Origin of the sequence: Actinocatenispora comari, from assembly GCF_017312725.1 — a bacterium.
Taxonomy (GTDB): Bacteria; Actinomycetota; Actinomycetes; order Mycobacteriales; family Micromonosporaceae; genus Actinocatenispora; species Actinocatenispora comari.
Window position 1 is genome coordinate 20,130 of sequence record NZ_BOPO01000125.1, and the last position, 25,702, is coordinate 45,831.

General features: G+C 73.5%; 25 protein-coding genes. 7 read left to right on the forward strand and 18 right to left on the reverse strand.

Annotated features, from left to right (window positions below; genetic code table 11):
* Position 1: 1 nt before the first annotated feature.
* From NUM_RS29725 to NUM_RS29735, 4 genes are all read left to right on the forward strand, one after another.
* Complete coding sequence (locus NUM_RS29725) at positions 2-1,408, forward strand: dihydrolipoamide acetyltransferase family protein (RefSeq protein WP_207128230.1); 1,407 nt, start codon at positions 2-4, stop codon at positions 1,406-1,408.
* A 211-nt stretch (positions 1,409-1,619) separates the two neighbouring features.
* Complete coding sequence (locus tag NUM_RS37775) at positions 1,620-1,754, forward strand: hypothetical protein (RefSeq protein WP_263975154.1); 135 nt, start codon at positions 1,620-1,622, stop codon at positions 1,752-1,754.
* Between the two features lie 273 nt (positions 1,755-2,027).
* A complete protein-coding gene (locus NUM_RS29730; RefSeq protein ID WP_207128231.1) occupies positions 2,028-2,567 on the forward strand; it encodes a hypothetical protein in 540 nt (179 codons plus the stop codon).
* A 55-nt stretch (positions 2,568-2,622) separates the two neighbouring features.
* Positions 2,623-4,494 carry an NHL domain-containing thioredoxin family protein gene (locus NUM_RS29735; protein WP_207128232.1) on the forward strand — a complete coding sequence of 624 codons (1,872 nt, stop codon included), beginning with the start codon at positions 2,623-2,625 and terminating at the stop codon, positions 4,492-4,494.
* 86 nt (positions 4,495-4,580) lie between these two features.
* Here the strand turns inward: NUM_RS29735 and NUM_RS29740 are convergent, their stop codons facing one another.
* The 10 genes from NUM_RS29740 to NUM_RS29785 all read right to left on the reverse strand — a co-directional run bounded on the left by NUM_RS29740 (position 4,581) and on the right by NUM_RS29785 (position 14,884).
* Positions 4,581-5,177, reverse strand: coding sequence for a dihydrofolate reductase family protein (locus tag NUM_RS29740; RefSeq protein ID WP_207128233.1), 597 nt, complete (start codon positions 5,175-5,177; stop codon positions 4,581-4,583).
* A gap of 128 nt (positions 5,178-5,305) precedes the next feature.
* On the reverse strand, positions 5,306-6,076 hold the full coding sequence (locus tag NUM_RS29745; RefSeq protein ID WP_207128234.1) for a LamB/YcsF family protein: 771 nt from the start codon (positions 6,074-6,076) through the stop codon (positions 5,306-5,308).
* Complete coding sequence (locus tag NUM_RS38060; protein ID WP_207128235.1) at positions 6,067-7,191, reverse strand: 5-oxoprolinase subunit C family protein; 1,125 nt, start codon at positions 7,189-7,191, stop codon at positions 6,067-6,069. Before NUM_RS38060 ends, NUM_RS29745 begins: the two co-directional genes overlap by 10 nt.
* Positions 7,188-7,964 carry a 5-oxoprolinase subunit B family protein gene (locus NUM_RS29755; RefSeq protein WP_207128236.1) on the reverse strand — a complete coding sequence of 259 codons (777 nt, stop codon included), beginning with the start codon at positions 7,962-7,964 and terminating at the stop codon, positions 7,188-7,190. The genes NUM_RS38060 and NUM_RS29755 overlap by 4 nt, the downstream gene beginning before the upstream one ends.
* 198 nt (positions 7,965-8,162) lie before the next feature.
* A complete protein-coding gene (locus NUM_RS29760) occupies positions 8,163-8,861 on the reverse strand; it encodes a GNAT family N-acetyltransferase (RefSeq protein WP_207128237.1) in 699 nt (232 codons plus the stop codon).
* Positions 8,858-9,310 (reverse strand): histidine phosphatase family protein, encoded by a 453-nt coding sequence (locus NUM_RS29765; RefSeq protein WP_225918942.1) that lies wholly within the window; start codon positions 9,308-9,310, stop codon positions 8,858-8,860. Before NUM_RS29765 ends, NUM_RS29760 begins: the two co-directional genes overlap by 4 nt.
* A gap of 232 nt (positions 9,311-9,542) precedes the next feature.
* Positions 9,543-11,393 carry an acyl-CoA dehydrogenase gene (locus NUM_RS29770; RefSeq protein ID WP_207128239.1) on the reverse strand — a complete coding sequence of 617 codons (1,851 nt, stop codon included), beginning with the start codon at positions 11,391-11,393 and terminating at the stop codon, positions 9,543-9,545.
* 430 nt (positions 11,394-11,823) lie between these two features.
* Positions 11,824-12,933: a PP2C family protein-serine/threonine phosphatase gene (locus tag NUM_RS29775; protein ID WP_225918936.1), complete on the reverse strand. Its 1,110-nt coding sequence runs from the start codon at positions 12,931-12,933 to the stop codon at positions 11,824-11,826.
* A 231-nt stretch (positions 12,934-13,164) separates the two neighbouring features.
* Positions 13,165-13,674: a septal ring lytic transglycosylase RlpA family protein gene (locus tag NUM_RS29780; protein WP_207128241.1), complete on the reverse strand. Its 510-nt coding sequence runs from the start codon at positions 13,672-13,674 to the stop codon at positions 13,165-13,167.
* A 361-nt stretch (positions 13,675-14,035) separates the two neighbouring features.
* Positions 14,036-14,884, reverse strand: a complete 849-nt coding sequence (locus tag NUM_RS29785) for a polyprenol monophosphomannose synthase (protein WP_207128242.1) — start codon at positions 14,882-14,884, stop codon at positions 14,036-14,038.
* A gap of 239 nt (positions 14,885-15,123) precedes the next feature.
* Between NUM_RS29785 and NUM_RS29790 the strand changes: the two genes are divergently transcribed.
* Entirely contained in the window at positions 15,124-16,176 is a 1,053-nt protein-coding gene (locus NUM_RS29790) for a questin oxidase family protein (RefSeq protein WP_207128243.1), read from the forward strand.
* Positions 16,177-16,285: 109 nt separating this feature from the next.
* Entirely contained in the window at positions 16,286-16,840 is a 555-nt protein-coding gene (locus NUM_RS29795; RefSeq protein WP_225918937.1) for a GtrA family protein, read from the forward strand.
* A gap of 98 nt (positions 16,841-16,938) precedes the next feature.
* On the opposite strand, the gene NUM_RS29800 is transcribed toward NUM_RS29795, so the two are convergent.
* From NUM_RS29800 to NUM_RS29810, 3 genes are read right to left on the reverse strand one after another with little or no spacing between them, the layout of a single operon-like run.
* Positions 16,939-17,634 carry a GOLPH3/VPS74 family protein gene (locus NUM_RS29800; protein ID WP_207128244.1) on the reverse strand — a complete coding sequence of 232 codons (696 nt, stop codon included), beginning with the start codon at positions 17,632-17,634 and terminating at the stop codon, positions 16,939-16,941.
* Positions 17,635-17,677: 43 nt separating this feature from the next.
* Positions 17,678-18,703, reverse strand: coding sequence for an acetamidase/formamidase family protein (locus tag NUM_RS29805; protein WP_207128245.1), 1,026 nt, complete (start codon positions 18,701-18,703; stop codon positions 17,678-17,680).
* Between the two features lie 58 nt (positions 18,704-18,761).
* Positions 18,762-20,174: an APC family permease gene (locus NUM_RS29810; RefSeq protein ID WP_225918938.1), complete on the reverse strand. Its 1,413-nt coding sequence runs from the start codon at positions 20,172-20,174 to the stop codon at positions 18,762-18,764.
* 305 nt (positions 20,175-20,479) lie between these two features.
* Between NUM_RS29810 and NUM_RS29815 the strand changes: the two genes are divergently transcribed.
* Positions 20,480-21,451: a ketopantoate reductase family protein gene (locus tag NUM_RS29815; protein WP_207128246.1), complete on the forward strand. Its 972-nt coding sequence runs from the start codon at positions 20,480-20,482 to the stop codon at positions 21,449-21,451.
* Between the two features lie 360 nt (positions 21,452-21,811).
* On the opposite strand, the gene NUM_RS29820 is transcribed toward NUM_RS29815, so the two are convergent.
* The 5 genes from NUM_RS29820 to NUM_RS29840 form a co-directional block, all read right to left on the reverse strand.
* Positions 21,812-22,591, reverse strand: coding sequence for a hypothetical protein (locus NUM_RS29820; RefSeq protein WP_207128247.1), 780 nt, complete (start codon positions 22,589-22,591; stop codon positions 21,812-21,814).
* Entirely contained in the window at positions 22,584-23,105 is a 522-nt protein-coding gene (locus tag NUM_RS29825) for an RNA polymerase sigma factor (protein WP_207128248.1), read from the reverse strand. Before NUM_RS29825 ends, NUM_RS29820 begins: the two co-directional genes overlap by 8 nt.
* A 218-nt stretch (positions 23,106-23,323) precedes the next feature.
* On the reverse strand, positions 23,324-23,563 hold the full coding sequence (locus tag NUM_RS29830; RefSeq protein ID WP_207128249.1) for a MoaD/ThiS family protein: 240 nt from the start codon (positions 23,561-23,563) through the stop codon (positions 23,324-23,326).
* A 1-nt stretch (position 23,564) separates the two neighbouring features.
* Positions 23,565-24,578 carry a GTP 3',8-cyclase MoaA gene (moaA, locus tag NUM_RS29835; protein WP_207128250.1) on the reverse strand — a complete coding sequence of 338 codons (1,014 nt, stop codon included), beginning with the start codon at positions 24,576-24,578 and terminating at the stop codon, positions 23,565-23,567.
* Positions 24,579-24,598: 20 nt separating this feature from the next.
* Positions 24,599-25,594 (reverse strand): alpha/beta hydrolase, encoded by a 996-nt coding sequence (locus NUM_RS29840; protein WP_225918939.1) that lies wholly within the window; start codon positions 25,592-25,594, stop codon positions 24,599-24,601.
* Positions 25,595-25,702: the final 108 nt, after the last annotated feature.

Here is a 25,702-nt window from a genome sequence, read left to right on the forward strand (position 1 = left end):
GATGACGCGCGTCAAGCAGTTCCCCCTGCCCGATCTCGGTGAGGGACTCACCGAGGGCGAGATCCTGAAGTGGTTCGTCGCACCGGGCGACCGGGTCACGCTGAACCAGCCGATCGTCGAGGTGGAGACCGCCAAGGCGGCGGTCGAGATCCCCTGCCCGTACACCGGTGCGGTGGTGGAGATCTTCCACGGCGAGGGCGAGACCGTGGACGTCGGTGCGCCGATCGTCTCGTTCGACACCGATCCGGACGCCGGCCCGCTGCCGGAGCCCGAGACCGGCGGCGGACCGAGCGAGGTGACCGGGCCGCTGATCGGCGAGCAGAGCGCCGACGGCCGCACCGCGGTGCTGGTCGGGTACGGGCCGAAGGAGTCCGGCGGCAAGCGCCGGGCCCGCCGCCCCGTCAACGGCTCCACCGCACCCGCCCCGGCGGCCCCGGCCGCCGTTGCGCCGGCAGCGGCCGCTCCGGCCCCGGCTCCCACGCCGACGCCGGCTCCGGTGGTACCGGCGCAGCCGGCGCCGGCGAGCGTCCGGGTGCTGGCCAAGCCCCCGGTGCGCAAGCTGGCCAAGGACCTCGGTGTCGACCTGACCACGCTGACCCCGACCGGCCCGAACGGCTCGATCAGCCGGGACGACGTGCTGTCCGCGCAGTCCGCGGCGGCCGCGCCGGCACCGGCGGCGGTGTCCGCACCGTCGTTCGGCCCGGACCGCGAGCAGCGAATCCCGATCAAGGGGGTCCGGAAGCTCACCGCGGCGAACATGGTGGCCAGCGCGTTCACCGCGCCGCACGTGACGGAGTTCCTCACCGTCGACGCCACCCGTACCGTCAAGGCGGTCGAGCGGTTGCGCGGCATGCGCGACTGGCGGGACGTGCGGGTCTCGCCGCTGCTGCTGGTGGCCAAGGCGGTGCTGACCGCCGTCCGGCGGCACCCGCTGGTCAACTCGACCTGGGACGAGGCCAACGGCGACATCGTGGTCAAGGAGTACGTGAACCTCGGCATCGCGGCGGCCACCGAGCGCGGCCTGATCGTGCCGAACATCGCCGACGCCGGCCGGCTGTCCCTGCGCGAGCTGGCGGACGCGATGAACGAGCTGGTCGCGACCGCGAAGGCGGGGAAGACGGCGCCGGCCGCGATGCAGGGCGGCACGTTCACCATCACCAACGTCGGCGTGTTCGGGGTGGACACCGGTACCCCGATCCTGCCGCCGGGGGAGACCGCGATCCTCGCCTTCGGCGCGATCAGGCAGCAGCCGTGGGTGCACAAGGGCAAGGTCAAGCCGCGGTACGTGACGACCCTGGGCCTCTCGTTCGACCACCGCATCGTGGACGGCGAGCTGGGCTCCCGGTTCCTGGCCGACATCGGTGCGTTCCTCACCGACCCGGAGGCGGCGCTGCTCGCCTGGGGCTGATCTTCCGTACGGCATGTGACGGCCGCGACCCGATCCGGGTCGCGGCCGTTACCGTTCCCGGACGTGACCGTCGACACCACGGTGACTTCCCTTGTCGTACCGAAGGATCTTAGGCATGTAAGCGCCCTCACCATGGATTCTTTTGCAGTCAACCGGTCATCTGCGTTCTAATGGAGTCACCGGAGAAACATCCAGCAGAGGTGAGGCACTGATGAACAACCTGCTCCAGAAGTACCGGGAGCGTCGCACGGTGGTCCGTCGGACTCGCGCCATCGAGCGGGCGCTGTCGCGCTGCCCGTCCCGCGCGATGCGCGACGAGCTGCTCACGATCGCCAACCGCGACTGACCTCCCTTACTCCTTCGCGACCGGTGGCCCGCCCCGCCATCGTCGCCGCCCAGACACCGCCCTCCTCGACCCGATCGAGGGGGGCGCTCGTGTTTCCGGCCCCGGAAACGTCGGCCCACCCACACCGCTCCTGCCGAGAGCGCCGGGACGCTCGTGTTTCGACCAGCCGAGGCGGCCGGCGACCGGATCGATCGGGGGTGCCGGCGCCGGGTAGCGTGGGACGCCGCCAGCCCAGGACGGGCCGGGCGACGGCGATGCGACGGAGGTGGCGCGGTGCAACCGGACGGCACCGCGCGCGGCGCGTCCTCACCCGACCGGGACGTCCACCCCGGCGAGGCACCACCGCCCGCCGATACACCGCACGGCCCGGCACACCCCGGCGCGACGCCGCCGGCCACCGACCCGGGCCCGTACCCGGGGCAGCCCGGCGCGGTGCCACCGGGCGCTGACGCCGGTCCGTACCCGGGGCAGGGCGGGGGCGTGCCGCCGGCGTGGGCGATGCCGGTGCCGGTCAAGCCGCCGCCGCAGCCGAAGCGCACCCTCACACTGATCATCGTCGGCGCGGTGGTCGTCGCCGCGGCGGTGATCTCGGCGCTGATCCTCAACGGTCGGCACGGCGACTCGTTCCCGGTGGGGTCGTGCATCACCGCGCAGGGCGGCAAGGCGGTCGCGGCCTCCTGCGACCGGCCCGGGGCGTACAAGATCACCAAGGTGACGTCGAGCCGGGCGAAGTGTCCCGATCCGACCGGGCCGGCGGTCGAGCTGCAGGGCGCGGCCGGCGACCGGTTCCGCTGCCTGGCCCCGGTGAAGTAGCGCTGTCGCGTTCGCCACGCTGTCGGCCGGCCCGGCGCCGCGCAGAATGGTCGACATGGCCTACCACCAGGATGATCGTCGTGCCCGGGTGCGCGCGCCGGAGCTGCGCGGCCGCCGCTGGCTGAACACCGGCGGGCGCGAGCTGACCCTCGCCGACCTGCGCGGCCGGATCGTCCTGCTCGACTTCTGGACGTTCTGCTGCATCAACTGCCTGCACGTCATCGACGAGCTGCGGCCGATCGAGGAGAAGTACGCGGACTCGCTGGTCGTGATCGGGGTGCACTCGCCGAAGTTCGAGCACGAGAAGGCGCCCGACGCGGTGACCGCCGCGGTCGAGCGGTACGGCGTGCACCACCCGGTGCTGGACGACCCCGACCTGTCGACCTGGCAGCAGTACGCGGCGCGCGCCTGGCCGACGCTCGCCGTCATCGACCCGCAGGGGTACGTGGTGGCGAGCATGGCCGGCGAGGGCCACGGCGACGGGCTGGACCGGTTGCTCGCCGAGCTGGTCGCCACGCACACCGCGGACGGCACCCTGGTCCGCGGTCAGGGGCCGTACGTGCCGCCGCCGCCGGAGCCGAGCCTGCTGCGGTACCCGGGCAAGGCGGTGCGGCTGTCCGGCGGGACGCTGCTGGTCAGCGACTCGGCCCGGCACCAGCTGGCGGAGCTCGCCGCCGACGGCCGTACCGTGCTGCGCCGGATCGGCAGCGGCGAGCGCGGCGCGGCGGACGGGCCGGCGGACGAGGCGTCGTTCCGCGAACCGCAGGGGGTGCTGGTGCTGCCGCCCGAGGCGGCCGAGCGGGTCGGGTACGACGTGCTGGTCGCCGACACGGTGAACCACCTGCTGCGGGGGGTACGGCTGGCCGACGGCGCGGTGCGCACCGTCGCCGGTACCGGCGAGCCGTGGCGCGCCGACCACCGCACCGACCCGGACGCCGCGGCCGCCGGGGACGCCCTCGCGGTGGACCTGTCGTCGCCGTGGGACCTGGCCTGGTACCAGGGCGCGGCGGTGATCGCGATGGCCGGCATCCACCAGCTGTGGCGGTTCGACCCGGTCACCGGCACCGTGGCGCGGTGGGCCGGTACCACCACCGAAAGCCTGCGGGACGGGCCGGTCGGCGACGCGTTCCTGGCCCAGCCGTCCGGGCTGGCCGCCGACGGCGACCGGCTCTGGGTGGCCGACTCCGAGTCGTCCGCTCTGCGCTACGTCCAGGACGGCGAGCTGCACACGGTCATCGGTACCGGGCTGTTCGACTTCGGCCACGCCGACGTGCCCGGTGGCGGACCCACCGACGACGGCACCCCGCGGCCGGCACCGGACGCGCTGCTGCAGCACCCGCTCGGCGTCGCGGTGGCGGCGGACGGCGCGGTGCTGGTCGCCGACACGTACAACGGGGCGATCCGGCGGTACGAGCCGGCCACCGGCGCGGTGACCACGCTGGCCGGCGGGCTGTCCGAGCCGTCCGACGTGCTGCCGGACCTGGACGGGCCCGGCTTCCTGGTCGTGGAGTCCGGGGCGCACCGGCTGGTCCGGCCGGAGCTGGCCGCCACCGCGGCGCCGGCGGCGCGGTACCGGACCGAGCGGCCGGTCACGCCGGTCGCCGAGGGGGCGGTGACGCTGGACGTGGTGTTCGAGACGCCGCCCGGCGCGAAGCTGGACGAGAGCTACGGGCCGGCGACCCGGCTGGAGGTCACCGCGACGCCGCCGTCGCTGCTGACCGAGGGCGCCGGGGTCGGCACCGACCTGTCCCGGCGGCTGGTCTTCGCGCCGGGCGCGAGCGGGGTGCTGTCGGTGACCGCGCAGGCGGCCACCTGCGACGCCGAGGCGGAGAACCCGGCCTGCCACCTGACCCGGCAGGACTGGGGCGTCCCGGTCACCGTGGCCGCCGGCGCCGACGACATCCTCGCCCTCGTCCTCCGCGGCTGACCGGCCCCGCCCCGGGCCGGCCCGCACCGTCGCTCACGGCGCGGGCTGGCGGTACGAGTTCGTGGTCGACGCGCGGTGCGGCGTGGTCAGTCGTGGTGCACGCGGTAGCGGAGGTAGGCGAAGCCGTTGTCGCGGGACAGTTCGGTGAGGGTGAGCGAACGGGACGTGAGCCGGCGCGGCAGCACCGGGGCGCCGGCGCCGAGCAGTACCGGGGCGACGCCGAGGATGATCTCGTCCAGCAGCCCGTGGTCGGCGAACTCGCCGACCAGCCCCCCGCCGCCGACCAGCCAGATGTTGCGGCCGGCGGCGGCCTCGACCATCGCCGCGTGCGTACCGACGACGTCGTCGGCCACGAACCGCAGCGGGATACCCGGCACCGGGGTCAGCTCGCGGTGGGTGAAGACCCACGTCGGCGTGTCCCCGTAGTACCGCTGCCACTTCTCCGGGTGCGCGGCCATCTGCTCGTGTTCGAGCATCCACTCGTAGGTGGTGGCGCCGAGCGCCATCGCGCCGACGCCGGCGAAGAACTCGGCGAACCGGTCGCCGGCCGGCTCCTCCGCCGCGCCGTCGGAACGCGCCTCCTCGCTGGAACCGTCCGCCTCGAACAACCAGTCCAGGCTGTTGTGCTCGTCCGCGATGTAGCCGTCGATGCTGGTCGCGGTGAAGTACTGGGTCAGTGTCATGACCTCAGCGTGCCGCGCCGCCCTGACAACCCATGTCAGTTCGCCGCAACGAGTCGCGGAGCGACCCACGACCGAGCCCGCCGGACCGTACCGCCGAGCTGCGTGCCGCCCGAGACAGCCGGTGCGGGTCAGGGGCGAATCAGGTCGCCCGGCGCGAACGGGGCGAGCGCCAGGCCGGCCTCGGTCAGCGCCGTCCGCAGCCGCGACGCCAGCGCCACCGCACCCGGCGTGTCCCCGTGTACGCACAGCGAGTCGATCGCGATCGGCAGCGAGGCGCCGTTCACCGCCACCACCTCGCCGCCCACCGCCATCCGCAGCGCCCGCGCCACCACCTCGTCCGGGTCGGTGACCAGCGCACCCGGCTCCCGCCGGGACACCAGCGTGCCGTCCGGGGCGTAGCCCCGGTCGGCGAAACCCTCTGCGACGGTGCGCAGCCCGACCTCGCCCGCACACCGCAGCAGCGCCGAGCCGGGCAGCCCCAGTACCGGCAGGGTCGGGTCGTACTCGGCCACCGCCCGCGCCACCGCCGCCGCCTGCGCCTCGTCGCGTACCGCGGTGTTGTAGAGCGCGCCGTGCGGCTTGACGTAGGTGACGCGGGTCCCGGCGACGCGGCAGAACCCGTCCAGCGCGGCGAGCTGGTAGAGCACGTCGTCGGTCAGCTCGGCCGGGTCGTAGTCGATCCGCCGCCGGCCGAAGCCGGCGAGGTCGCGGTAGCCGACCTGGGCGCCGACCGCGACGCCCTGCGCCGCCGCACCGGCGCACACCCGACGCATCGTCGTCGGGTCGCCGGCGTGGAACCCGCAGGCCACGTTCGCGCTGGTCACGATCGCGAGCAGGGCATCGTCGTCGCCGAGCGTCCAGCGCCCGAACCCCTCGCCGAGGTCGCTGTTCAGGTCCATCCGGGCACTCCTTCGGACTCGAACCGGACCGGCGTACCGGGCCGGGCCTGCGCGGCGCGCGGCACGTCGGCGGGATCCACGACGGCGATGACCGGATAACCGCCGGTGGTGGGATGGTCGGCCAGGAACACCAGCGGTTCGCCGCCGGCCGGCACCTGCACCGCGCCGAGGACGACACCCTCGCTGGGGAGCTCGGTGGCGACCGCCCGGGCCAGCGCCGGGCCGGTCAACCGCATGCCGACCCGGTTGCTCGTCGGCGACACCCGGTACTCCGCGGACAGCAGCGTCCGCACCGCCGCCGGCGTGAACCAGTCCACCCGCGGCCCCGGATGCACCCGCAACACCACCGCCGCGCCGCCCGATTCCGCATCGTCGCGGCCCGCACCAGCACGGCCCATATCGCGGCCCGCACCAGCGCGGTGCGGGTCGGCGCGGTCCGTGTCGCGGTCCGCGTCAGCACGGTCCGTGTCGCGGCCCGCGTCAGCACGGTCCGTGTCGCGGCCCGCGTCAGCGCGGCCGGCGACACCGCCGCCTGGGACGGCAGGACCCGCGTCGGCAGGGCCCGCCTCGGCAGGGCCGGCATCGGGGGTCACGTCGGTGCGGGTGACGTCGGCGGGGGCCGGGCCGGTCGCGGCGCCGAGGTCGGTACGGGCCGGGGTGCCGATCGGGATCGTGTCGCCCTTGCGCAGCGGGGCCGGGCCGAGGCCGGACAGGGTGTCGGTGGCGCGGCTGCCCAGTACCGGCGGGACCGCGACGCCGCCGGCGACGGCGAGGTAGCTGCGCAGCCCGGTACGGGCGGTGCCGACGGCGAACTCCGCGCCGGCCGGCACCCGTACCGCCGCGCCGTGCGGCACCTCGACGCCGGCGACCCGGACCGGGGCCGGCGCGCCGGTGACCGCGACGAGCAGCGACTCCTCGGCCCGCAGTACCGCGCCGGTGACGGTGAACTCCAGCCCCGCCGCGGCCGGATCGTTGCCGACCAGCCGGTTCGCCAGCTCCAGCGCCGGCAGGTCGGCGGCGCCGGACCGGGGCACGCCGAGGTACGCGAGGCCCGGCCGGCCCCGGTCCTGCACCGTGGTCAGCAGCCCCGGCTTGAGCACCGTGAACGCCCTCACCCGCGCACCGCCCGGAATGTCACCCGGGTACCGGGGGTCAGCAGCGCCGGCGGCGAGGCGTCCGGGTCGAACAGCACCCGGTCGGTGCGGCCGATCAGCCGCCAACCGCCCGGCGACGGCGACGGGTAGACGCCGGAGTACTCGCCGGCGAGGCCGACCGCGCCGGCCGGCACCCGGGGCCGCGGGCTGTCCCGCCGCGGCACCGCCAGCTCGGCCGGCAGCCCGGTCAGGTAGCCGAAGCCGGGCGAGAAGCCACAGAACGCCACCCGGAACTCGGTACCGGTGTGCCGCGCGATCACCCCGTCGACGCTGGTACCCCACAGCTCCGCGACGTCCGCCAGGTCCGGCCCGTCGTACACGCAGTCGAGCTCGACGTGCGCCGCCGCGACCGGCGGGACCCGCGGTCCGGCGGGGCTCTCGACCGCCTCGGTGCAGCGGTCGCCGATCGTCCCGCCGGCGCCACCGGCCGGCCCGGCGGAGCGGCTCGTCGCGGCCCCGGGGGAGCTCCCGGCCGTCCCGCCGGGGAGGCCGCCCGGCGAGCCTCCGGTCGTACCGCCGGGGAAGCTGTCCGCCGCCCGGATGAGGATCTCGGCCAGCGCGGCGGGGTCGGCGACCCCGTCCACCAGCACCGTACGGGCGGCCGGGACCAGTTCGGTCGCGGCCAGCGCACCGCTGTCCCGGCGCCGCCGCAACTCGGCGTGCCAGCCGGCGACCTCGGCCGCGTCCGCACACTCCAGCAGCACCGCGTGCGGCCCGGCCGGCCGGGTCCTCATGCCCCGGTCCGGCGGTCGATGCCGGCGCGCGCCGGCCGCCTGGCGGAATCCCGCGCGCCGCGGGTGCCACGACGCGGCCTGACCGAATCGACGGACGTCACGCTGCTCACCCTACGTCCGGCAGGGCGCGTGGCGCGCCGGTCCGACGCGACTGTCCGGTCCGCCGGCCATGCCCTGTCCGGCGTGACCGCCGGGTGGTCAGCGTGGCGTGAGCACCACGTGCGTGTCGACCCGCTCGTACCCGAGGCGGCGGTAGATCCGGGCCGGCCCGTCCTCGGCGTGTAGCCACACCGGACCGTCGGTCAGCTCGGTGGCCGCCACGGTCGCCGCCACCGAGAGCGCGGCGCCGATGCCCCGCCGGCGGTACTCCGGCCGTACCGTCACCGCCGACACGTACGCGGTGCTGCCGGCCCGCTGGGCCAGCGCGCACCCCACCGGCTCGCCGTCGATCCGGGCCACCAGGAACCGGTACCGGGGGCTGGCCAGGTGCCGTGCCGTCGCCAGCGGCGCGAGCTGCGCCCCGTAGACCGCCAGGAACTCGGCCGGGTCCCGGGGCGCGCCGATCGACAGGCCCGGCACCGGCGCGGCACCGGCCGGGTCGGCCGACACGTACACCGGCAGCACCAGCCACTCGGCGAGGCCGCGGTACGCCGGTGCCGCGGTGTCGGCCGCCGACACCTTCACCGACCAGGGCCCACCGTGCCCGGCCAGCCAGTCGACCACCGGCGCCAGGTCGTCCGGCGGCGTCACCGGGCGGGCCCAGGTCGCCCACGGCTGGTCGATGCCGTAGCTGGCACAGGCGATCCCGGCCACCGTCGCCGAGTCGCCGCCGACCTCGGTCAGGTCGGCCATCGCGGCCTCGCCGCGCGCCAGCCGCGCCGTCAGCGCCGCGGTCACGCCGGCCAGCCCGAGACGTACCGCCAGCCGTCGGCGTCGTACTCGGCGACCGCGACGTCGCCGTCGGCCAGCGGCGCGGCGTGCACCCGGGCCGGTGACAGGCCGGCGCAGAGCGCCGCGAGCGGCAGGTCCAGCCCGCCGGCGACCACCGCGACGGTCTGCCCACGATGCCGTTCGGCGATCTCCGCCAGCGTCGTGCCGAACCGGTCCAGCACCTGCTGGCCGCTCTCCCCGTCCGCCGCGGGCGCCGTGAGGTCGCCATCCAGCAGCCACCGGTCGCGCGGCGCCTCCCCGGGATCCGCCAACCCGGCCTGCTCCTCGACCGGCATGTCGACCGCGCCGGTGAGCCGCGGCCCGTCCGGCGCCACGTAGACCCGCACCGGCCGGTGCGGCGCCAGCACCGCGGCGTCCCCGCCGGCCAGGCAGAGCAACCGCGCCACGCACATCATGTCCGCCACACCGCGACCCTACGGCGCCCCGGCCGGCCGCTGCCATCGTCTTTCCCGCCGCCGACGCGGTCACCCGGCCGGGCTGCCATGGCCGGGTCCACCGACCCACCCCGGCCTCGGTGCCCGGCAACGGACGGGTGCATCCCCCGCCACCGGAGGAGCGGGACGGAACGCGCCGACCCCCGTCGCGCGAGGCGCGACGGGGGTCGGCGGGGCGGGAGGACAGGCCCGGTCAGAACGCTTCTTCGGGGAGGTCCATCGGCTCCAGGGTGGCGGCCTCGACGACGGCCCGGTCGCCGGCCAGCCGGGGGAGTACCTCGGCGGCGAAGAAGCTCGCCGTCGCGACCTTGCCCTGGTAGAACAGCCGGTCGTCGGCGGAGACCTCGCCGTCCAGCTTGGTCAGCGCGACCTCGGCCTGGCGGGCCAGCAGCCAGCCGATGACCAGGTCGCCCATGCCGAGCAGCAGCCGGCGCAGGTGCAGCGCCGCCTTGTAGATCGAGCGCGGTTCGCCCTGCTGGGCGGCACCGGCGTACTCGAAGATCTTGCCGAGCATGCCCTGCACGTTCTCCAGGGCGGTGTTCAGCGAGGCGCGAACCTCCTTGAGCCGGCCGTTGCCGGCCTCCGCGTCGATGAACGCCTTGATGTCGCCGGCCACCTGCATCAGCGCCTTGCCCTGGTCCTTCACGATCTTGCGGAAGAACAGGTCCTGGGACTGGATCGCGGTGGTGCCCTCGTACAGGGTGTCGATCTTCGAGTCGCGGATGTACTGCTCCAGCGGGTAGTCCTGCAGGAAGCCGGATCCGCCGAAGGTCTGCAGCGACTCCGAGCCGAGCAGCTCGTACCCGCGTTCCGAGCCGCAGCCCTTGACGATCGGGAGCAGCAGGTCGTTGACCCGGCGGGCCAGCTTCGCCGCCTTCTCGTCGCCCTCGGCCTCGGCGACCATGGCCGCGTCCTGCCAGTTCGCGGTGTACGCGACCAGCGCCCGCAGCCCCTCCGCGTACGACTTCTGCAGCAGCAGCGAGCGCCGCACGTCCGGGTGGTGGGTGACGGTGACCCGCGGCGCGTCCTTGCCGGGGTTGGTCAGGTCGGCGCCCTGCACCCGCGACTTCGCGTAGTCGAGCGCGTTCAGGTACCCGGTGGACAGCGCCGACATCGCCTTGGTGCCGACCATCATCCGGGCGTACTCGATGATGTGGAACATCTGCTTGATGCCCTCGTGCACCTCACCGAGCAGCCAGCCCTTGGCCGGCGCGCCGTCGCCGAGGGTCAGCTCGCAGGTGGTGGAGACCTTCAGCCCCATCTTGTGCTCGACGTTGGTCACGTAGGCGCCGTTGCGCTCGCCCAGCTCGCCGGTCTTCGGGTCGAACAGGAACTTCGGCACCACGAACAGCGACAGCCCCTTGGTACCGGGGCCGCCCGCGCCCTCGACGCCGACCGGCCGGGCCAGCACGTAGTGGATGATGTTGTCGGCCATGTCGTGCTCGGCGGACGTGATGAACCGCTTCACGCCCTCGATGTGCCACGACCCGTCGTCCTGCCGGTACGCCTTGGTGCGGCCGGCGCCGACGTCGGAGCCGGCGTCCGGCTCGGTGAGCACCATCGTGGCGCCCCAGCGCTTGTCGGCGAACATCTTCGCCCACTCCTGCTGCTCCGGCGTGCCCAGGTGGAACAGCGTGCCGGCGAAGCTCGGGCCCGCGGCGTACATGAACGCGGCCGGGTTGGCGCCGAGGATCAGCTCGGAGGTGGACCACCAGAGCGCGCGCGGCACCGGGGTGCCGCCCATCCCCTCCGGGATGTCCATCCGCCAGTACTCGGCCTCCATCATCTGCTTGAACGGCTTCGCGAACGCCTCCGGCACGTGCACCGAGTGCGTCTCGGGGTCGAACACCGGCGGGTTCCGGTCACCGGCGACGAACGACTCGGCCAGGTCCTCCCGGGCGAACCGGTCGATCTCGGTCAGCAGGCCGCGCGCGGTGTCCGCGTCGATCTCCGGGAACGGCTGCTTGCCCAGCCGGTCCGCGGTCCCGAACATCTCGAACAGGTTGAACTCGAGATCCCGCAGGTTGCTCTTGTAGTGCCCCATGTGTGCACGCTCCCGGACTGTGCTCGGCCCGGTCGACGCCGCCCATCCACCGCCGACCCGTACTCTTCGGTAACCAACTGTATTACTCATCGGTAACCGCCGGCAAGCCAGTCTCGCCCTGCGGCCTCACCGTGACCTGCGTCACCGCGTGCCGGATGACTCGTTGGTACCGGTGGAGTGCCGGGTCGGTTCGCCGAACCGTCCGCCGAGCCGCGGAGCCCGCGCAGGTCCACCGACGCACGCCGCCCGCCGGCCCCTCCGGCGATCCGCGGCCGGCCGGGAGGAGGCCAGGACCATGTTGACCATCCTGCTGAACAGGCTCCGTCGAAACCGCTACATCGGCCGGCACCGTGCCAGCACCGTCGCCCTCAGCCTGCGTTCGAGCTGATCGCGAGGCCCCGCCGGCCGGAAGCCGCTCGCCACACCGCCGTCAGGCGTCCCGTACGCCGGGGTTGGCCACGTCGCCGACCTCCCAGGACGGGGTCGCGGTGCGCGCCTCACCGGCCAGCCCGGCGCCGGTGTACTCGAGCAGCACCAGGGCGATGTCGTCGTCCAGCATGCCGTTGACCCACTCGAGCAGGGCGGCCTCCAGCGAGGCCAGGCCGTCCTGCACGGTGCCGTGGCCGAGCAGGCCCCAGGCCCGGTCCTCGATCGGGAAGAACTCGCCGTCCCGGCGCGCCTCCGCCAGCCCGTCGGTGTAGAGCAGGATCCGGTCGCCCGGCTCCAGCCGCTGCACCAGCGGGCGGGCCATCGGCATGAACCCCAGCGGCGGCGCCGGCGCCGGCGGCGCGAGCGGAATGACCCGGCCCTGCCGCATCAGCAGCGGCGCCGGATGGCCGCAGTTGAGCACCGTGAGCGTGCCGCCGCGCTCCTCGACCAGCGCCGCGGTGACGAAGTCCTCCAGCCCGACCGAGCGGGCCACCGCCCGGTCCAGGTCGGCGAGGATCGCCCGCAGGTCGGCCCGCTCGTACGCGACGTGCCGGTACGAGCCGAGCACGACGCTGGCCAGCCGCACCGCGTCGAGGCCCTTGCCCCGCACGTCGCCGATCAGCAGCCGCACCCCGTAGGTGGTGTCGACCGCCTCGTACAGGTCGCCGCCGATGTCGGCCTCGGCGCTCGCCGACACGTACCGGGCGGCCAGCGGCAGGTCACCGACCCGCGGACCGAGCGGGCCGAGGATCGCCTTCTGCGCCACCGAGGCCAGCCGGGACAGCGCGGCGAAGCGCGCCACCTGCCGCTGCCGGATCGCGCCGACCGCCGCGGCGATGGCGGCGGCGATCACGACCGCACCCACGTTCACCGCGACCGCGGTCTGCGGGCCGCTCGGCGAGGTCACCCAGAACAGCGCGGCCAGCAGCACGGACAGCACCCCGACCGGCAGCACCGTGCGCCACGACCCGAACGCCGCGGCGATGAACGGCGGCACCGCGAGCAGCCCGACGTAGCTCGGCGCCCGCCCGTCGGCCACCTCCACCGCGCAGACCATCGCCAACAGCACCAGGGCGGCGACAAGACCGGCGCGCGCGTCGGGGCGCATCATGCGTCGGGCCTTGCTTCGTGGCATCGTCTTCCGGTCCCCGGGACAGAATGGGCGCCGCTGCGGGCCGCAGCGCTCCTGGAGTGCGGTGTTCCCAGGATGCAGTGCACCGCTGGGAAGAATCTCTACACCTGAGAATGCTGCACCTTACGAGGATGCCCTGCGGCGGGGTGACAAGCGAGCCCGCGTCGGCGCGGTGTCACCACCGGGGTGAGTCGGTCGTGCCCGAAGCGGTCAGTACAGCACCTGGTAGTCGACCGTCGTCGCGTCGGTGGACAGCGAGGCGATCTTCGCGTACGCACCCGAGGTGAGCTGGAAGCACCGGTCCCCGGAGTACGGCCCCCGGTCGTTGATCTTGACGGTCACCGACTTGCCGTTGCTCGGGTTGGTGAGCTGCACCTTGGTCCCGAACGGGAGGGTCATGTTCCCCGCGGTCATCGCGTTCTGATCGAACTTCTGGCCGCTCGCGGTGGTCGACCCGGTGGACGTGTAGTCGGCCTTGCAGCTGCCGTTGTCGCCGGTGACGACGGTGTGGACCGAGTCGTCGTCCTTCTTCGTGGAGTCCGAGCCCTGCTGGTCGCTCTGACCGGGGGCGGTCGAGCCGGTGGGACGGGCCTTGTCGCGGGAGGCGCGCTGTTCGAGGGACTCGCGGTCGGGCTGGCTCTTGTTGTCGGCCGCGGCGGCCGGCTTGGTCGCCGGGCCCTCGTTGCCGGTCAGTGCGAAGGAAACCCCGCCGATGGCCATTGCTGCGACCGTGGCTCCGACAGCGATCGGGAGCACCGGCCGCGGAAACCGCCGCCGCACGTGTTTACCCTCCACGGTGCCCCCTTCGCTCAACAGGTCCCGCGGAACATAACGAACGGGTCACCCGGCAGGCAACCCCGCCAGCGTGTTGTGTCCGACGCGTGGAGTGACGATCCACGAGTACCCGCCGGTAGGACCCGGTTTTACGCTCGGAGCAGCGAAGACGATTGTTTTCCAGGTCACGCCGAGCCGGGGCGTCCAGTGGCGCGCACCACTCGTACGGTGACGGACGGTACGGGCGGGAACGCCCGGTGGGAGACCGGTGTTCGGCAGTCATCGGTGCGCGGTCAGCCGTGCGCGGTCAGCGGTCGAAGGTGCGGCGCTGCCGGCGCAGCCGCAACGGCACCAGCGCCGACTCCAACTGCACCGCGAAGCTCATCTTCGAGGCGCCGCGGGCCCGCTCGTCGAACCGGATCGGCACCTCGACCACCTTGTGGCCGCGCAGCACCGCGCGGTAGTTCATCTCCACCTGGAAGCTGTAGCCGTTGCTGCCGATCGACTCCAGTCGCAGGTCGCGCAGCGTTCCGGCGCGCCACAGCTTGAACCCGGCGGTCACGTCTCGGATCCGCAGCGACAGCAGCCGCTGGACGTAGAAGTTGGCCCAGGCGGACAGCAGTCGCCGGTGCACGCCCCACTCCTCGGCCAGCACGCCGCCCGTGACGTACCGGGAGCCGATGACGACGCCGGCCCGGGTGGCGAGCAGCGTGCCGAGCATCTCCGGCAGCGCCTCGGGCGGGTGCGAGAGGTCGGCGTCCATCTGCACGACGAAGTCGGCGCCGGCGTCCAGCGCGCGGGTCATGCCGTCCACGTACGCCCGGCCGAGGCCCTCCTTGGCGGTGCGGTGCACCACGCTGAGCCGCCCGTCGTACTCGGTGGCCAGCCGGTCGGCGAGCTCGCCGGTGCCGTCCGGGCTGTTGTCGTCGACCACCAGCACCCGAAGCTGCGGCAGCGGCAGCGCGAACAGCGCCTTCGCGATGATCGGCAGGTTGTCGGCCTCGTTGTAGGTGGGCAGCACCACCGTGACGGCCGAGTCGCACCACGGTTTCGGCAGCTCCACCGCGGCGGCGGCACGCTCGATCACCGGGTCGGCCGGCGCGGTGGCTGGCTGGACCCGGTCGGCCGCGGGGGCCGACAGGGGTTCAGACGACATGTCCTGATCGTCCACCACGTCGTTCTGCATCGTTGCGGTACCTCCGTGGTCGACCCGCCTGCCCCGTCGTTCGCCGTCCGATCCCCGCACCGAGGGTGAGCGGCCTGCCGGAGCAGCGTAGTTCATCCATACCGCCCGATTCGGCGCGCCGATCCGTCTGCTTGCCAACGCTTGACTTCGATCGAACATGAAGTTCAACGATGGTCGGGCAGGCAACGACGCTGGATGGAGGCAGGACGATGCCCGACGGAGTTCTGGACGAGGCGTACGAGCGGCTGCACCGCACCGGGCCCGAGCGACAGGGCTGGCTGTCCAACCACGCCCCGATGGCGGTCGAGGTACTGGCCCGGCACGGCCACGAGGGCGACGTGCACGGCTGGCTGGACTGGTACCGGCCGAAGCTGGAGGACATGCCCGCGCGGTACGAGCCGATCGACCCGGCCCGGTGGCAGCCGGCACTGGGTGACCCGCGGCGGATCGCGGACTGGGTCGACCTGCTGGTCGGTCAGGTCTCCGAACGCCCCTGGTCGGACGTGCTGGCCGAGTGGTGGCCGCGGCTGCTGCCGGGCATCGCCGCAGGCGCCACGCACGGGGTGATCCGGGTCGGGCACGCGGTCCGCACCCTGCACGGTGGGGACGAGAGCCCGGCGGCGGTGGCCGAGCTGGCGCACGCCTTGGCGTACTGGGCGGCGCGCTGGCAGACCGTCGGCGGGGTGAGCGCGCCGCGCGGCGGGCTGACCCCGGCCGCGGCGCTGGACCAGGTGCCGACGCTGCCGGACCAGACCGGCGGCATCCGGGACCGGCTGGCGCGGCTGGACGCGCTCGCCGGCTGGCCGGAGTCGGTGGCCGCCGCCGGCCCGCCGGACGACCCGGACGCCGCCCGCGACTGGCTCGCCGGGCTCGTCGACGCCGCGGTCCGCCGGTACGGCCGGTACGGGTACGGCGAGCCGGTGATGCTGGTGCACTCGGCCACCGCACCGAACGCCGTACTGCGCACCCTGCCGGCGCTGCCCCGCTCGCTGTGGCTGCCCAGCGTCGGCGCCGCGTGGGCCGCTTCCGCGGCGGTGACCAGCGTGTACGCCCCGGCCGAGCCGATGCCGGCGGACCAGCTGGGCACCGGCCCGAGCGGTACCGACCCGCGTACCGAGGTGCTCGACCGGGCCGCCGCGCACCGGGACGAGCACGTGCTCAAGTTCGTGGACACCGCGCTGGACACGCACGCCCGTACCGGCGATCGGGCCGCGCTGATCGCCGCGTCCGACGTGATCACGCTCATCGACCAGGACAGCTGACCGGTTCGTACCGGCCCGGGACAACGCAGGGACAGAAGGTAGTCAACGGATCACCAACTTCCCCGGGCCGGTGCGGCCACCCTGGCGGGCGGTGCGTAGGCTCCGTCGGGTGTTCGTGGTCGACAGCGCCCTGCGGCGAGTACCGGAGCCGATCCGGTCGCTGGTCATCAAGCACCACGAGGGGCTCAAGTTCCTGATCGTGGGCGGCACCTGCTTCCTGATCACCGCCGCGATCAACTACGGGCTGAAGCTGACGATCCTGCACGAGAAGCCGGTGACGGCACTGACCGTGGCGACCATCATCGCCACGATCGTGTCGTACGTGCTGAACCGGGAGTGGTCGTTCCGCACCCGCGGCGGCCGCGAACGGCACCACGAGGCGCTGCTGTTCTTCCTGGTCAGCGGGTTGGGTGTGGGGGTCAACGACATCCCGCTGGTGATCAGTCGGTACGTGCTGGAGCTGCGGGTCCCGGTCGTGTCGCTGCTGACCCAGGAGATCTCCGACTTCGTCAGCGGGATGATCCTGGGCACCCTGCTCGCGATGGTGTTCCGGCTCTGGGCGTTCCGGAAGTTCGTCTTCCCGCACGCCGGCGCCCGCCCCCGGCCGGACCACACCACCCACCTCACCGCCGTCCCCGACCGCAGCGACGACGAGGTCGCCTGAGCCGCCACGCGGCGGGTTCGGCCGACGCGGTGGCGCGGCCGGGCCGGTGGCAGGTGCCGGCGGCACCGGGTCAGCGGTGCCGGGTCAGCGGTGCCGGGTCAGCGGTAGGCGCCGAAGGCGGAGGCGGCGATCGCCGCGCGGGTCGCGGCCACGACCCGGCGAACCGAGTCGTCCATCGCCTCGTCCACGGCACGGCGGCGGGCGGCACGCTCCGCCACCGCCAGATCCTCGTACGCGGGTGGGGCCGGGCCGAGCTCGCGACCCAGCGCGGCGAGCACCGCATCGGTCGGCGCCAGGTCCTGCGCCCAGGTCAGCGCGTGCGTGAACCACGCCTCGGTCCGGCCCAGCACGCTGGGATCGACGAACTGGACCCGGTCGGTACGGAAGAGCCCGAGCCGGCGCGCGGTGACCCTGCGGCACAGCCCGGTGCGCTCCAGCGACTCCAGGATCCGAGCCGTCGCGTCCGGGGCGAACTGGCCGATCCACTCGGCGGCGGTGTGCGACCGCGGCTCCCCGGCGAGCGTGTCCAGCACCGCCAGGTGCAGGCCACGGGCGTCCGGCGGCGGCCCGCCGAGATCGGCGACCTTGACCGTACCGCCGTCCACGACGGTCACCGCGCCACCGATCGCCGCCTCGGCCAGCAGCGCCCCGCCGAGCACCACGTCCAGCAGCCGCGGGTGGTAGCGGGTGCGGCCGGCCTCGTCGTGGCCGAGGACGAACAGCGCCTCGGGCACCGGCAGGTGGCCGCGCGCCGAGGCGTCCCGCGGCTCGTACCGGCCCGGCGGCGGGCTCATCGAGCGTCCTCCGCCGGAAGCCGGTGCGCTCGCGCACGCTCGCTCATCGGCTCGACAGGTACTGCCGGCCGAGGGCGCGCAGCCGCTCGTGCACCCCGTCGTACGCGGCGGCCGCACCGACCGCGGTCAGGTACTTCTTGGCCACCTTGGCGACCATCGTGTAGTTCGTGTCGACGACGTTGCCGACCGGCGCCTGCCCGGCCTGCGCGATCAGCTGGTACGCGTCCAGGGTGTCCAGCCCGGTGAGCCCGGCCGACCAGGTGACCAGGTCGTGCTGGCTGATCCGGAACGCGTCCTCCAGCGGCCGGGCCGAACCGGTCGACAGCAGCGCGTCGTCGGACTCCAGCCGCGGCCACGGCGTACCCACGCCCTTGATCAGGTCGACCGCGACGACGGTGTTCATCGCCGCCTCGACCGCGGCACCGGTCACCTCGCCCTCGCCCTGCCGGCAGTGCCCGTCGCCGATGGCGAACAGCGCACCGTCCACATTGACTCCCAGGTAGACGGTGACGCCGGCGCGCAGTTCCGGGGTGTCCATGTTGCCGCCGTGCGCGTCCGGGGTGATCGTCATCCGCGCCTCGCCGGCGGCGGGTGCGACCCCGACCGTGCCGTGCATCGGGGAAAGCGGCAGCTCGACGGTGTGCCCGGACCGGCTGGCGTGGTAGCGCACGACGCCCGCCGCGGCGTCCACGTCGTACTTCCAGACCCGCTCCTCCAGCGGCTCCTGCAGCGTGGCCGTGGTGTGCGTGGAGGTCAGCGCGCCGAAGTGCGGCAGGGTCGTGGTGACCGCCCAGTCCCGGGCCGGCGCGATCTCGACGAAGTGCAGCGCCAGCGTGTCGCCCGGCTCGGCGCCGTCCACGTGGAACGGCCCGGTGACCGGGTTGAGGAACGGGAAGTTGCACACCCGCGAGGGCAGGTCGTCGGTGGAGCGCACCACGCCGCCGAAGCAGTCCTCGGTGTACATCGAGATCAGGTCGCCGGGCCGGACGTGCCGCACCGCCGGCCGCCCGCCGAACGTGTAGGCGTAGTCGCCGGCGCCCGGCCGGTACTCGATCAGGTCGCTGGCCATGCTGCCTCCCGCTGTGTCACCAACACCGGCGCCACCGGCGCCCGCGTCGCCGGTACCGTCACACCGGCTCCTGGACCGGCTCGTCCTCCGCCATGCCCATGCTGGGCACCCGGGGCCGGCGGCCGAGAGCGTACAGCGAGGCCAGCACGATCAGGCCGAGCGCCAGCCAGGCCACGCCGAGGATCTGGGCGTTGTGGTCGGCGTTGACCTCCACCAGGACCAGGATCGCGATGCCGATCACCGGCACGACCAGGTGCGCGAACACCCGGCGGCTGCGCTGCCTGATCAGGTGGTACACCACGACACTCAGGTGCAGCAGCATGAACGCGGCGAGCGCACCGACGTTGATCATCGAGCTGAGCAGCGCGATGCCGTCGTCCCGGCTGGACATGTACAGCCCGACGCCGAGGGTGACCAGCGCGGTCAGGAAGATCGCGTTGGTGGGCACCATCCGCTTCGGCGACACCCGGGCGAGGAACTTCGGCAGCTGCCGGTCCCGCCCCATCGCGAACAGCAGCCGCGACGTCGCCACCTGCGCGACCAGCGAGTCGGCGAACCCCCAGGCGATCGCGGTGGTCAGCGCGGTCAGGGTGGACAACCAGGGCCCGCCGGCGACCTTGGCCGCGTTGTAGAACGCGTTGTCCACGTCCCCCTTGATCTGCGCCGGCCCGGACACGAACATCGACGCCACCCAGGTCTGCACCATGAACAGCAGGCCGGCGAGGACCAGCGCACCGATCAGCGCCCGGCCGACCTGCCGCGACTCGCCGCGGTTCTCCTCGGCCAGCATCGAGATCCCGTCGAAGCCGAGGAACGACAGCGCGGCGACGGACACCGCGCCGAACGCGACGGTGGTGGAGAAGTGGTGCGAGTCGAACAGCGGCTTCAGCGGGTCGCCGGTCGCCTTGCCGGTGGCCACGCCGTAGATGCCGACCGCGAGGAAGATCAGCAGTACGGCCAGCTCGCCGACCAGCATCACCCGGGTGGTGACGGCGGTCAGCTTGATGCCGAAGAAGTTCACCGTGGTGTTGAACGCCAGGAAGATCAGCAGCCACGCCCACACCGGCACCCCCGGTACGAACGTGGTCATGGCGCTGCCGGCGACCAGGTAGAGCAGGCTCGGTACCAGGATGTAGTCGAGCAGCACCATCCAGCCGGCGACGAAGCCGACCGGCGGCGCGATGCCGCGACCGGCGTACGTGTAGACGGAGCCGGCCATCGGGAACGCCTTGACCATCTGGGCGTAGGAGGCCGCGGTGAAGACCATGGCGACCATGCCGATCCCGTACGCCAGCGTGACCATGCCGCCGGAGGCCTGGTAGACGCTGCCGAAGATGCCGAACGGCGCGATCGGCACCATGAAGATCAGCCCGTAGAAGAGCAGATCGGGGAAGCTCAGGGATCGCCTGAGCTCCTGCTTGTACCCGAATCGGCGGAGATTGTCCTGCTCGAAGACCACGGCGCCGAACACTAGATCACCGTGTCGAGCTGTCGGGATACGTACCGCGATCGGTGCCTTGCCGCCTTCTCGCTCTGGTCAGAATTGTCACCATCTGTGAAGGTGATTCGAGCCTATTGCCAGCATTAATCGGTTGTTCCGCCAGAATCTACTGCATACCGTAAACGGTGTGATTCGTGACACACGATCACGAGGCGGTCTCACCAAGATCACCCAGCGTGGCAGTGCCCGTTCATGGTGTCAGGTGCGGTGCGGGCCATGCCATTCCCGCGACCACCCGCCGGTACGCGCCGGTGTCCCCGTGGCAACCTGCGACCATGCGGTTCATCGTGTACGGCGCCGGCGCGATCGGCGGGGTCCTGGGCGGCCGGCTGCACCAGGCCGGACAGGACGTGGTGCTGATCGCCCGCGGCGAGCACCTGCACCGGATCCAGCGCGACGGGCTCCGGATCGAGGACCCGGAGACGACCGCGACGCTGCGGATCCCCGCCGTCGCCTCGCCCGCCGAGATCGACTGGCGGGACGGCGACGTGGTCCTGCTGGCCATCAAGACCAACGGCACCGCCGCCGCCCTCACCGACCTGGTCGCCGCCGCCGGCCCGGACGTCCCGGTCTGCTGCGTGCAGAACGGCGTGGCGAACGAACGGCTCGCGCTGCGCCACTTCGACACCGTGTACGGCGTCTGCGTGATGATGCCCGCCGGCCACCTGGAACCCGGTGTGGTGCAGGCGTACTCGGTGCCCACCACCGGCATCCTCGACCTCGGCCGGTACCCGACCGGCACCGACGCGGGCGCCACCGCACTCGCCGACCGGCTGGGTACCGCCACGTTCGTCGCGCAGCCACGGCCGGACATCATGCGCTGGAAGTACCGCAAGCTGGTGATGAACCTGGCCAACGCGGTCGGTGCGCTCGTCGCCGACGACGACAGCGACGAGGCGGTGGCGCTGATCGACGCGGCCCGCGCCGAGGGCGAGGCGGTACTCGCCGCCGCCGGCATCGGCGTGGTCCCGATGGCGGAGGACCAGGCACGGCGCGGCGACATCCTGCGCATCACCCGGTTCGGTGCCACGCCGGCCGGCTCGTCGTCGTGGCAGAGCCTGTACCGGGGGACCGGCAGCGTGGAGACCGACTACCTCAACGGCGAGATCGTGCTGCTGGGCCGGCTCCACGGGGTGCCGACGCCGGTCAACGAGTTGCTGCGCCGCCGCAGCAACGACCTCGCCCGTACCGGCGGCGCCCCCGCCTCGCTCCGCGCCGCCGACCTGCACGCCGCCCTGCGCCCCTGACCACCGTTCGGCCGACGCGGCTCGGGCGCGTGGTCGGGGCGGCTCGGGCCACATTCTGTCCATAGTGGACGGTCAGGCTAACCGGCCGCCCGATCGACGACCGGACGGCCCAGGCAGGCTGCCGGCACCGGAGGTTCACGCGGTCAGCGCAGGGTGGCGAACCAGCGGGCGATCGCGGCGGTACCGGCGACCGCGGAACCGAGATGGCGCGAGTGCTCGTGGTCCGGGGTCCCGAGATCGACGCTGGCCGGTCGCGCGCCGTGCGCGGCGAACGAGCCGAGACACGGTAGGCGCGCCGGCCGCCGCGCCGCCGCCGCGCGTCGGGGCGCGACGGCGGCCGGGCGGGCTTTCGCGCACCCGTCAGCGCTGCCCGTGGTACCACCTGCCGACCGTGACCCCACCGGTACTCGACACCGGTCCACCGGCGATCGACACGGCCCCGCCGGACTGCGTGACGAGGTGCAGCCCCGGGTAGGTCCGCTCCGGCCCGGCGCTGGGTTCGGAGACCGTACCGACGTCGAACAGCACCGTCTCGTGCGGCCGGACGGTCCCGCCGTACACCTTCGCCGGGCCACCGTCGAAGTAGGTGCCGTGGCCGACCGGAAGCCGGCAGTACCGCGGATCCGCCTGCGCGCTCCCGCCGCAGCGGTAGGTCAGCTCCGGGTACTTCTCCGGCAGCGTGCAGGGCGTCGCGCCGGTGTAGGTCATCGACACCGTGGACAGCGCATGCCCACCGCCGGCACCGCCACCGTCGATCGTCACGGCCGCCATCGCATCCAGATCGCACTCGGGGGCGGCGCCGTCGCTCGACCCACCGTCCCGCCGCGCGGACGGCGAGCTCGTCGGGGACGGCGTACCGGTCCGGGACGGGCTGGGGCGATGCGACGGGCCGGGCGACGACGCCACCGACCGGGTCGGCGCCACCGCCGGGTGGTGGCTCGGCGCCGCGGCCCACCCCGCGGCGTACGCGGTGCCGCCGAGGCCGGCGACCGCGAGCGTGACGGCGGACGCGAGCACGGCGATGCGGCGCCGGCGCCGCCGTTCGGCACCGGCCCGGATCTCGCCCGGGTGCTTCAGGTTCGTGTTCATCGCGAGTCGTGCGGATCCGGCGCGCAGTGCCCGTTCGAAGCGGTCAGCCATGGTTGGCCACCTCCGAGACTCCGGCGGTCAGTTCGGCAGCGAACTCGGACAGGTGCGGGGCCAGCGCCTGCCGGCCGCGCGTCAACCGGGCCCGCACGGTACCGACGGCGACGCCGGTCTCGGCGGCGATCTCCGGCACCGACAGCCCGACCAGGTGGTACAGCACGACCGCGCGGCGCTGGTCCGGCGCGATCCGGCGCAGCGCCGCGACGATCGCGACGTAGTCCGGGTCGGCGCCGGGCAGATCCTCCGGTACGCCGTGCCGCCGGTGCGCGGTGAGCCGGTTCCGCGCCTTGCGCCAGGTGCTCACCGCGATGCGGAAGGCGATGGTACGAACCCACGCCTCCGGGCTGTCGTACCTGGCCACCTTGTCCCAGTGCTGCCACGCCCGCGCGTACGCCTCCTGCGTGACGTCCTCGGCGTCCGCCCGGTTACCGACCATCGCGTGTACGTGACTGGTGACGCGCGGCGCGGTGCCCAGGTAGAAGGAGTCGAAGTCGCGCGAATCGCGCACACGCTCCCCTCTCGGGACATGGGCCGGGTCCTCTGGCCGCCGGCCTCACCCTCTTGTCACGCCCGAGAAGGGCAACTGCTGCGTGACATCGGGGAAAATTCCCCCCGAAACCGGACCGCCACCGACCGCAGCGGAGCGGCCGTCGGTCGAGCGAGCCGGAGACCGTTCGGCTGACCGCAAGGGGCCCGACGCGGCCGAGCGGGAGTTCCGGCAGCCGGTCAGCCGCCGGCGAACGGGGGGAGCACGTCCACCGTGCAGCCGGCCCGCAACCTGGCCCCGTGGTCGTGCGCGGCAACCCCGTCGACCAGGAACGACGCCACCCCGAGCACCCGGCCGAGCGGGTCGCCGTGCCGGTCGGCGAGGCCGGTCAGCAACTCGCCGAGGCTGTCGGCCCGCACCTGCTCGCTCGCCGTACCGGCGGCGGCGCGGGCACCCGCGAAGTAGCGAACGGTGATCACGTCAGCCGCCGATCGCGGACATCGGCCGGGACGGCTGCAGGAACGACGGGTCGTTGATCGCGTGCCCCGGCGCCTTGCCCCACATCGCCGTGCGCCACGCGGTTGCCAACTCCTCGTCGGTGGCGCCGCCGCGCAGCCCGCCACGCAGATCCGCCTCGTCCCGGCTGAACAGGCACGACCGCACCTGCCCGTCGGCGGTCAACCGGGTCCGGTCGCAGTCGCCGCAGAACGGCCGGGTCACCGACGCCACGATGCCGACCCGGGCCGGCCCGCCGTCCACCAGCCAGGTCTGAGCCGGGGCGCTGCCGCGCTCCCGGTCGTCCGGTGCCAGCTCGTGCCGGGACGACAGCCAGGCCAGGATCTCGTCCGCGGTGACCATCCGGTCCCGACGCCAACCGTGCTGCGCGTCCAGCGGCATCTGCTCGATGAACCGCAGCTCCAGCCCGTGCTCCAGGGCGAAGTCGAGCAGCTCGGGCGCCTCGTCCTCGTTGAGGTCGCGCAGCAGCACCGTGTTGATCTTCACCGGGGTCATCCCGGCCTCCGCCGCCGCGGTGATCCCGGCCAGCACGTCGGGCAGCCGGCGCCGGTGCGCCAACTGCTCGAACCGGTCCGGCCGCAGCGTGTCGAGCGAGACGTTCACCCGGTCGAGCCCGGCCGCGCGCAACGGCCCGGCCAGCCGGGCCAGCCCGATCCCGTTGGTGGTCAACGCCAGCTCCGGCCGCGGCGACAGCCGGGCCAGCTCGGTCACGATGTCGACCAGCCCCGGCCGCAGCAACGGCTCACCACCGGTCAGCCGGACCTGCCAGACACCCAGCCGCTCGACCGCGATCCGGCACAGCCGCACCACCTCGGCGTCGGTCAGCAGCTCCTGCCGCGGCAGCCACGGCAGACCCTCTGCCGGCATGCAGTAGCTGCACCGAAGATTGCACCGATCGGTCAGCGACACCCGCAGATCGGTCGCCACCCGACCAAACCGGTCGACCAGCGTCAGCGCCTTACGAGCCTCGACGGTCACCCCACGACCGTATCGCGAACCTACGACGGAAGGTACGCGTCGAGCCAGCGCGCGGTCTCCGCATAGACCCGTTCGCGCACCGGTTTGGCCGAGAGCACCAGATCGTGCATGCCGCCCTCGATCCGCAGCAGCGTGACGTGCCGGCCGAGCTTCGGCGACCAGCGCGCGATCTGGTCGGCGTCCAGCACCGTGTCGAACCGCTGCGCCTCCTCGCTCCAGCTGCGCGGGAACCGGCTGCCGGTCGAGCACATCACCAGCACCGGGCAGCGGATGTCGAGCCCGTAGTGCACCCACCGGTGCGCCCGGCGCACCGCGCGAAACCAGCCGGCCCGCACCGGGAACCCGCCGAGCGGCTTCCAGACGGTGTCGAAGTCCCACTCGCCGTGCTGCTCGTGGTGCAGGCTGTACCCGTACACCCCGGCCTCGTTGGCCCGCACCACCGCGCTGGGCTTGAGCTTGCCGATCACGTCCAGCGCCTCGGTGCCGGGGGTGCGCACCAGCCAGGAACCCTGCATGTCCAGCCACGGGCTGTTCAGCACGACCGCGTCGACCAGGCCGCGCTCGCGCACCCAGTGCGCCCAGATCGCGGCGATCAGGCCCCCGGTGGAGTGCGCGTTCAGCATCACCCGCCGGGCGCCGTACTCGGCCCGGATGATCCGCACCGCCTCGTCCAGCTCGGCGAAGTAGTCGCGCAGGTCGGTGATGTAGCCGGGGGTCTGGTGTTCGCGCAGCGAGCGACCGTACTTGCGGAGGTCAAGCGCGAAGAAGTCGCTGCCCCGGGCGGTGTGGAAGTCGGCCAGCTCGGTCTGGAAGAAGTAGTCGGAGAACCCGTGCAGGTAGAGCACCGCGTCACCGGACGGCGTGCCGGTGGGGCGGTGGTGCACCAGGGTGGCGACGACCTCGCCCTCGTCGTCGTCGGGCAGCGGGATGGTCCGTGCGGTGTAGCCGGTGCCGAGCACGTCGTCGGCCAGCTCGTCCGGGACCAGCTGGGCACGCTCGGTCACCTCGTCGCTCACGAGAGCTTCCCCCTCGTCGGAACGCCCACGACTCGCACGCTGCCCCGTACTCATGGGGCACAGTGTGCCATCGGAGAGCACGTACCCCGTGGGCATGTTGCGGCGGAT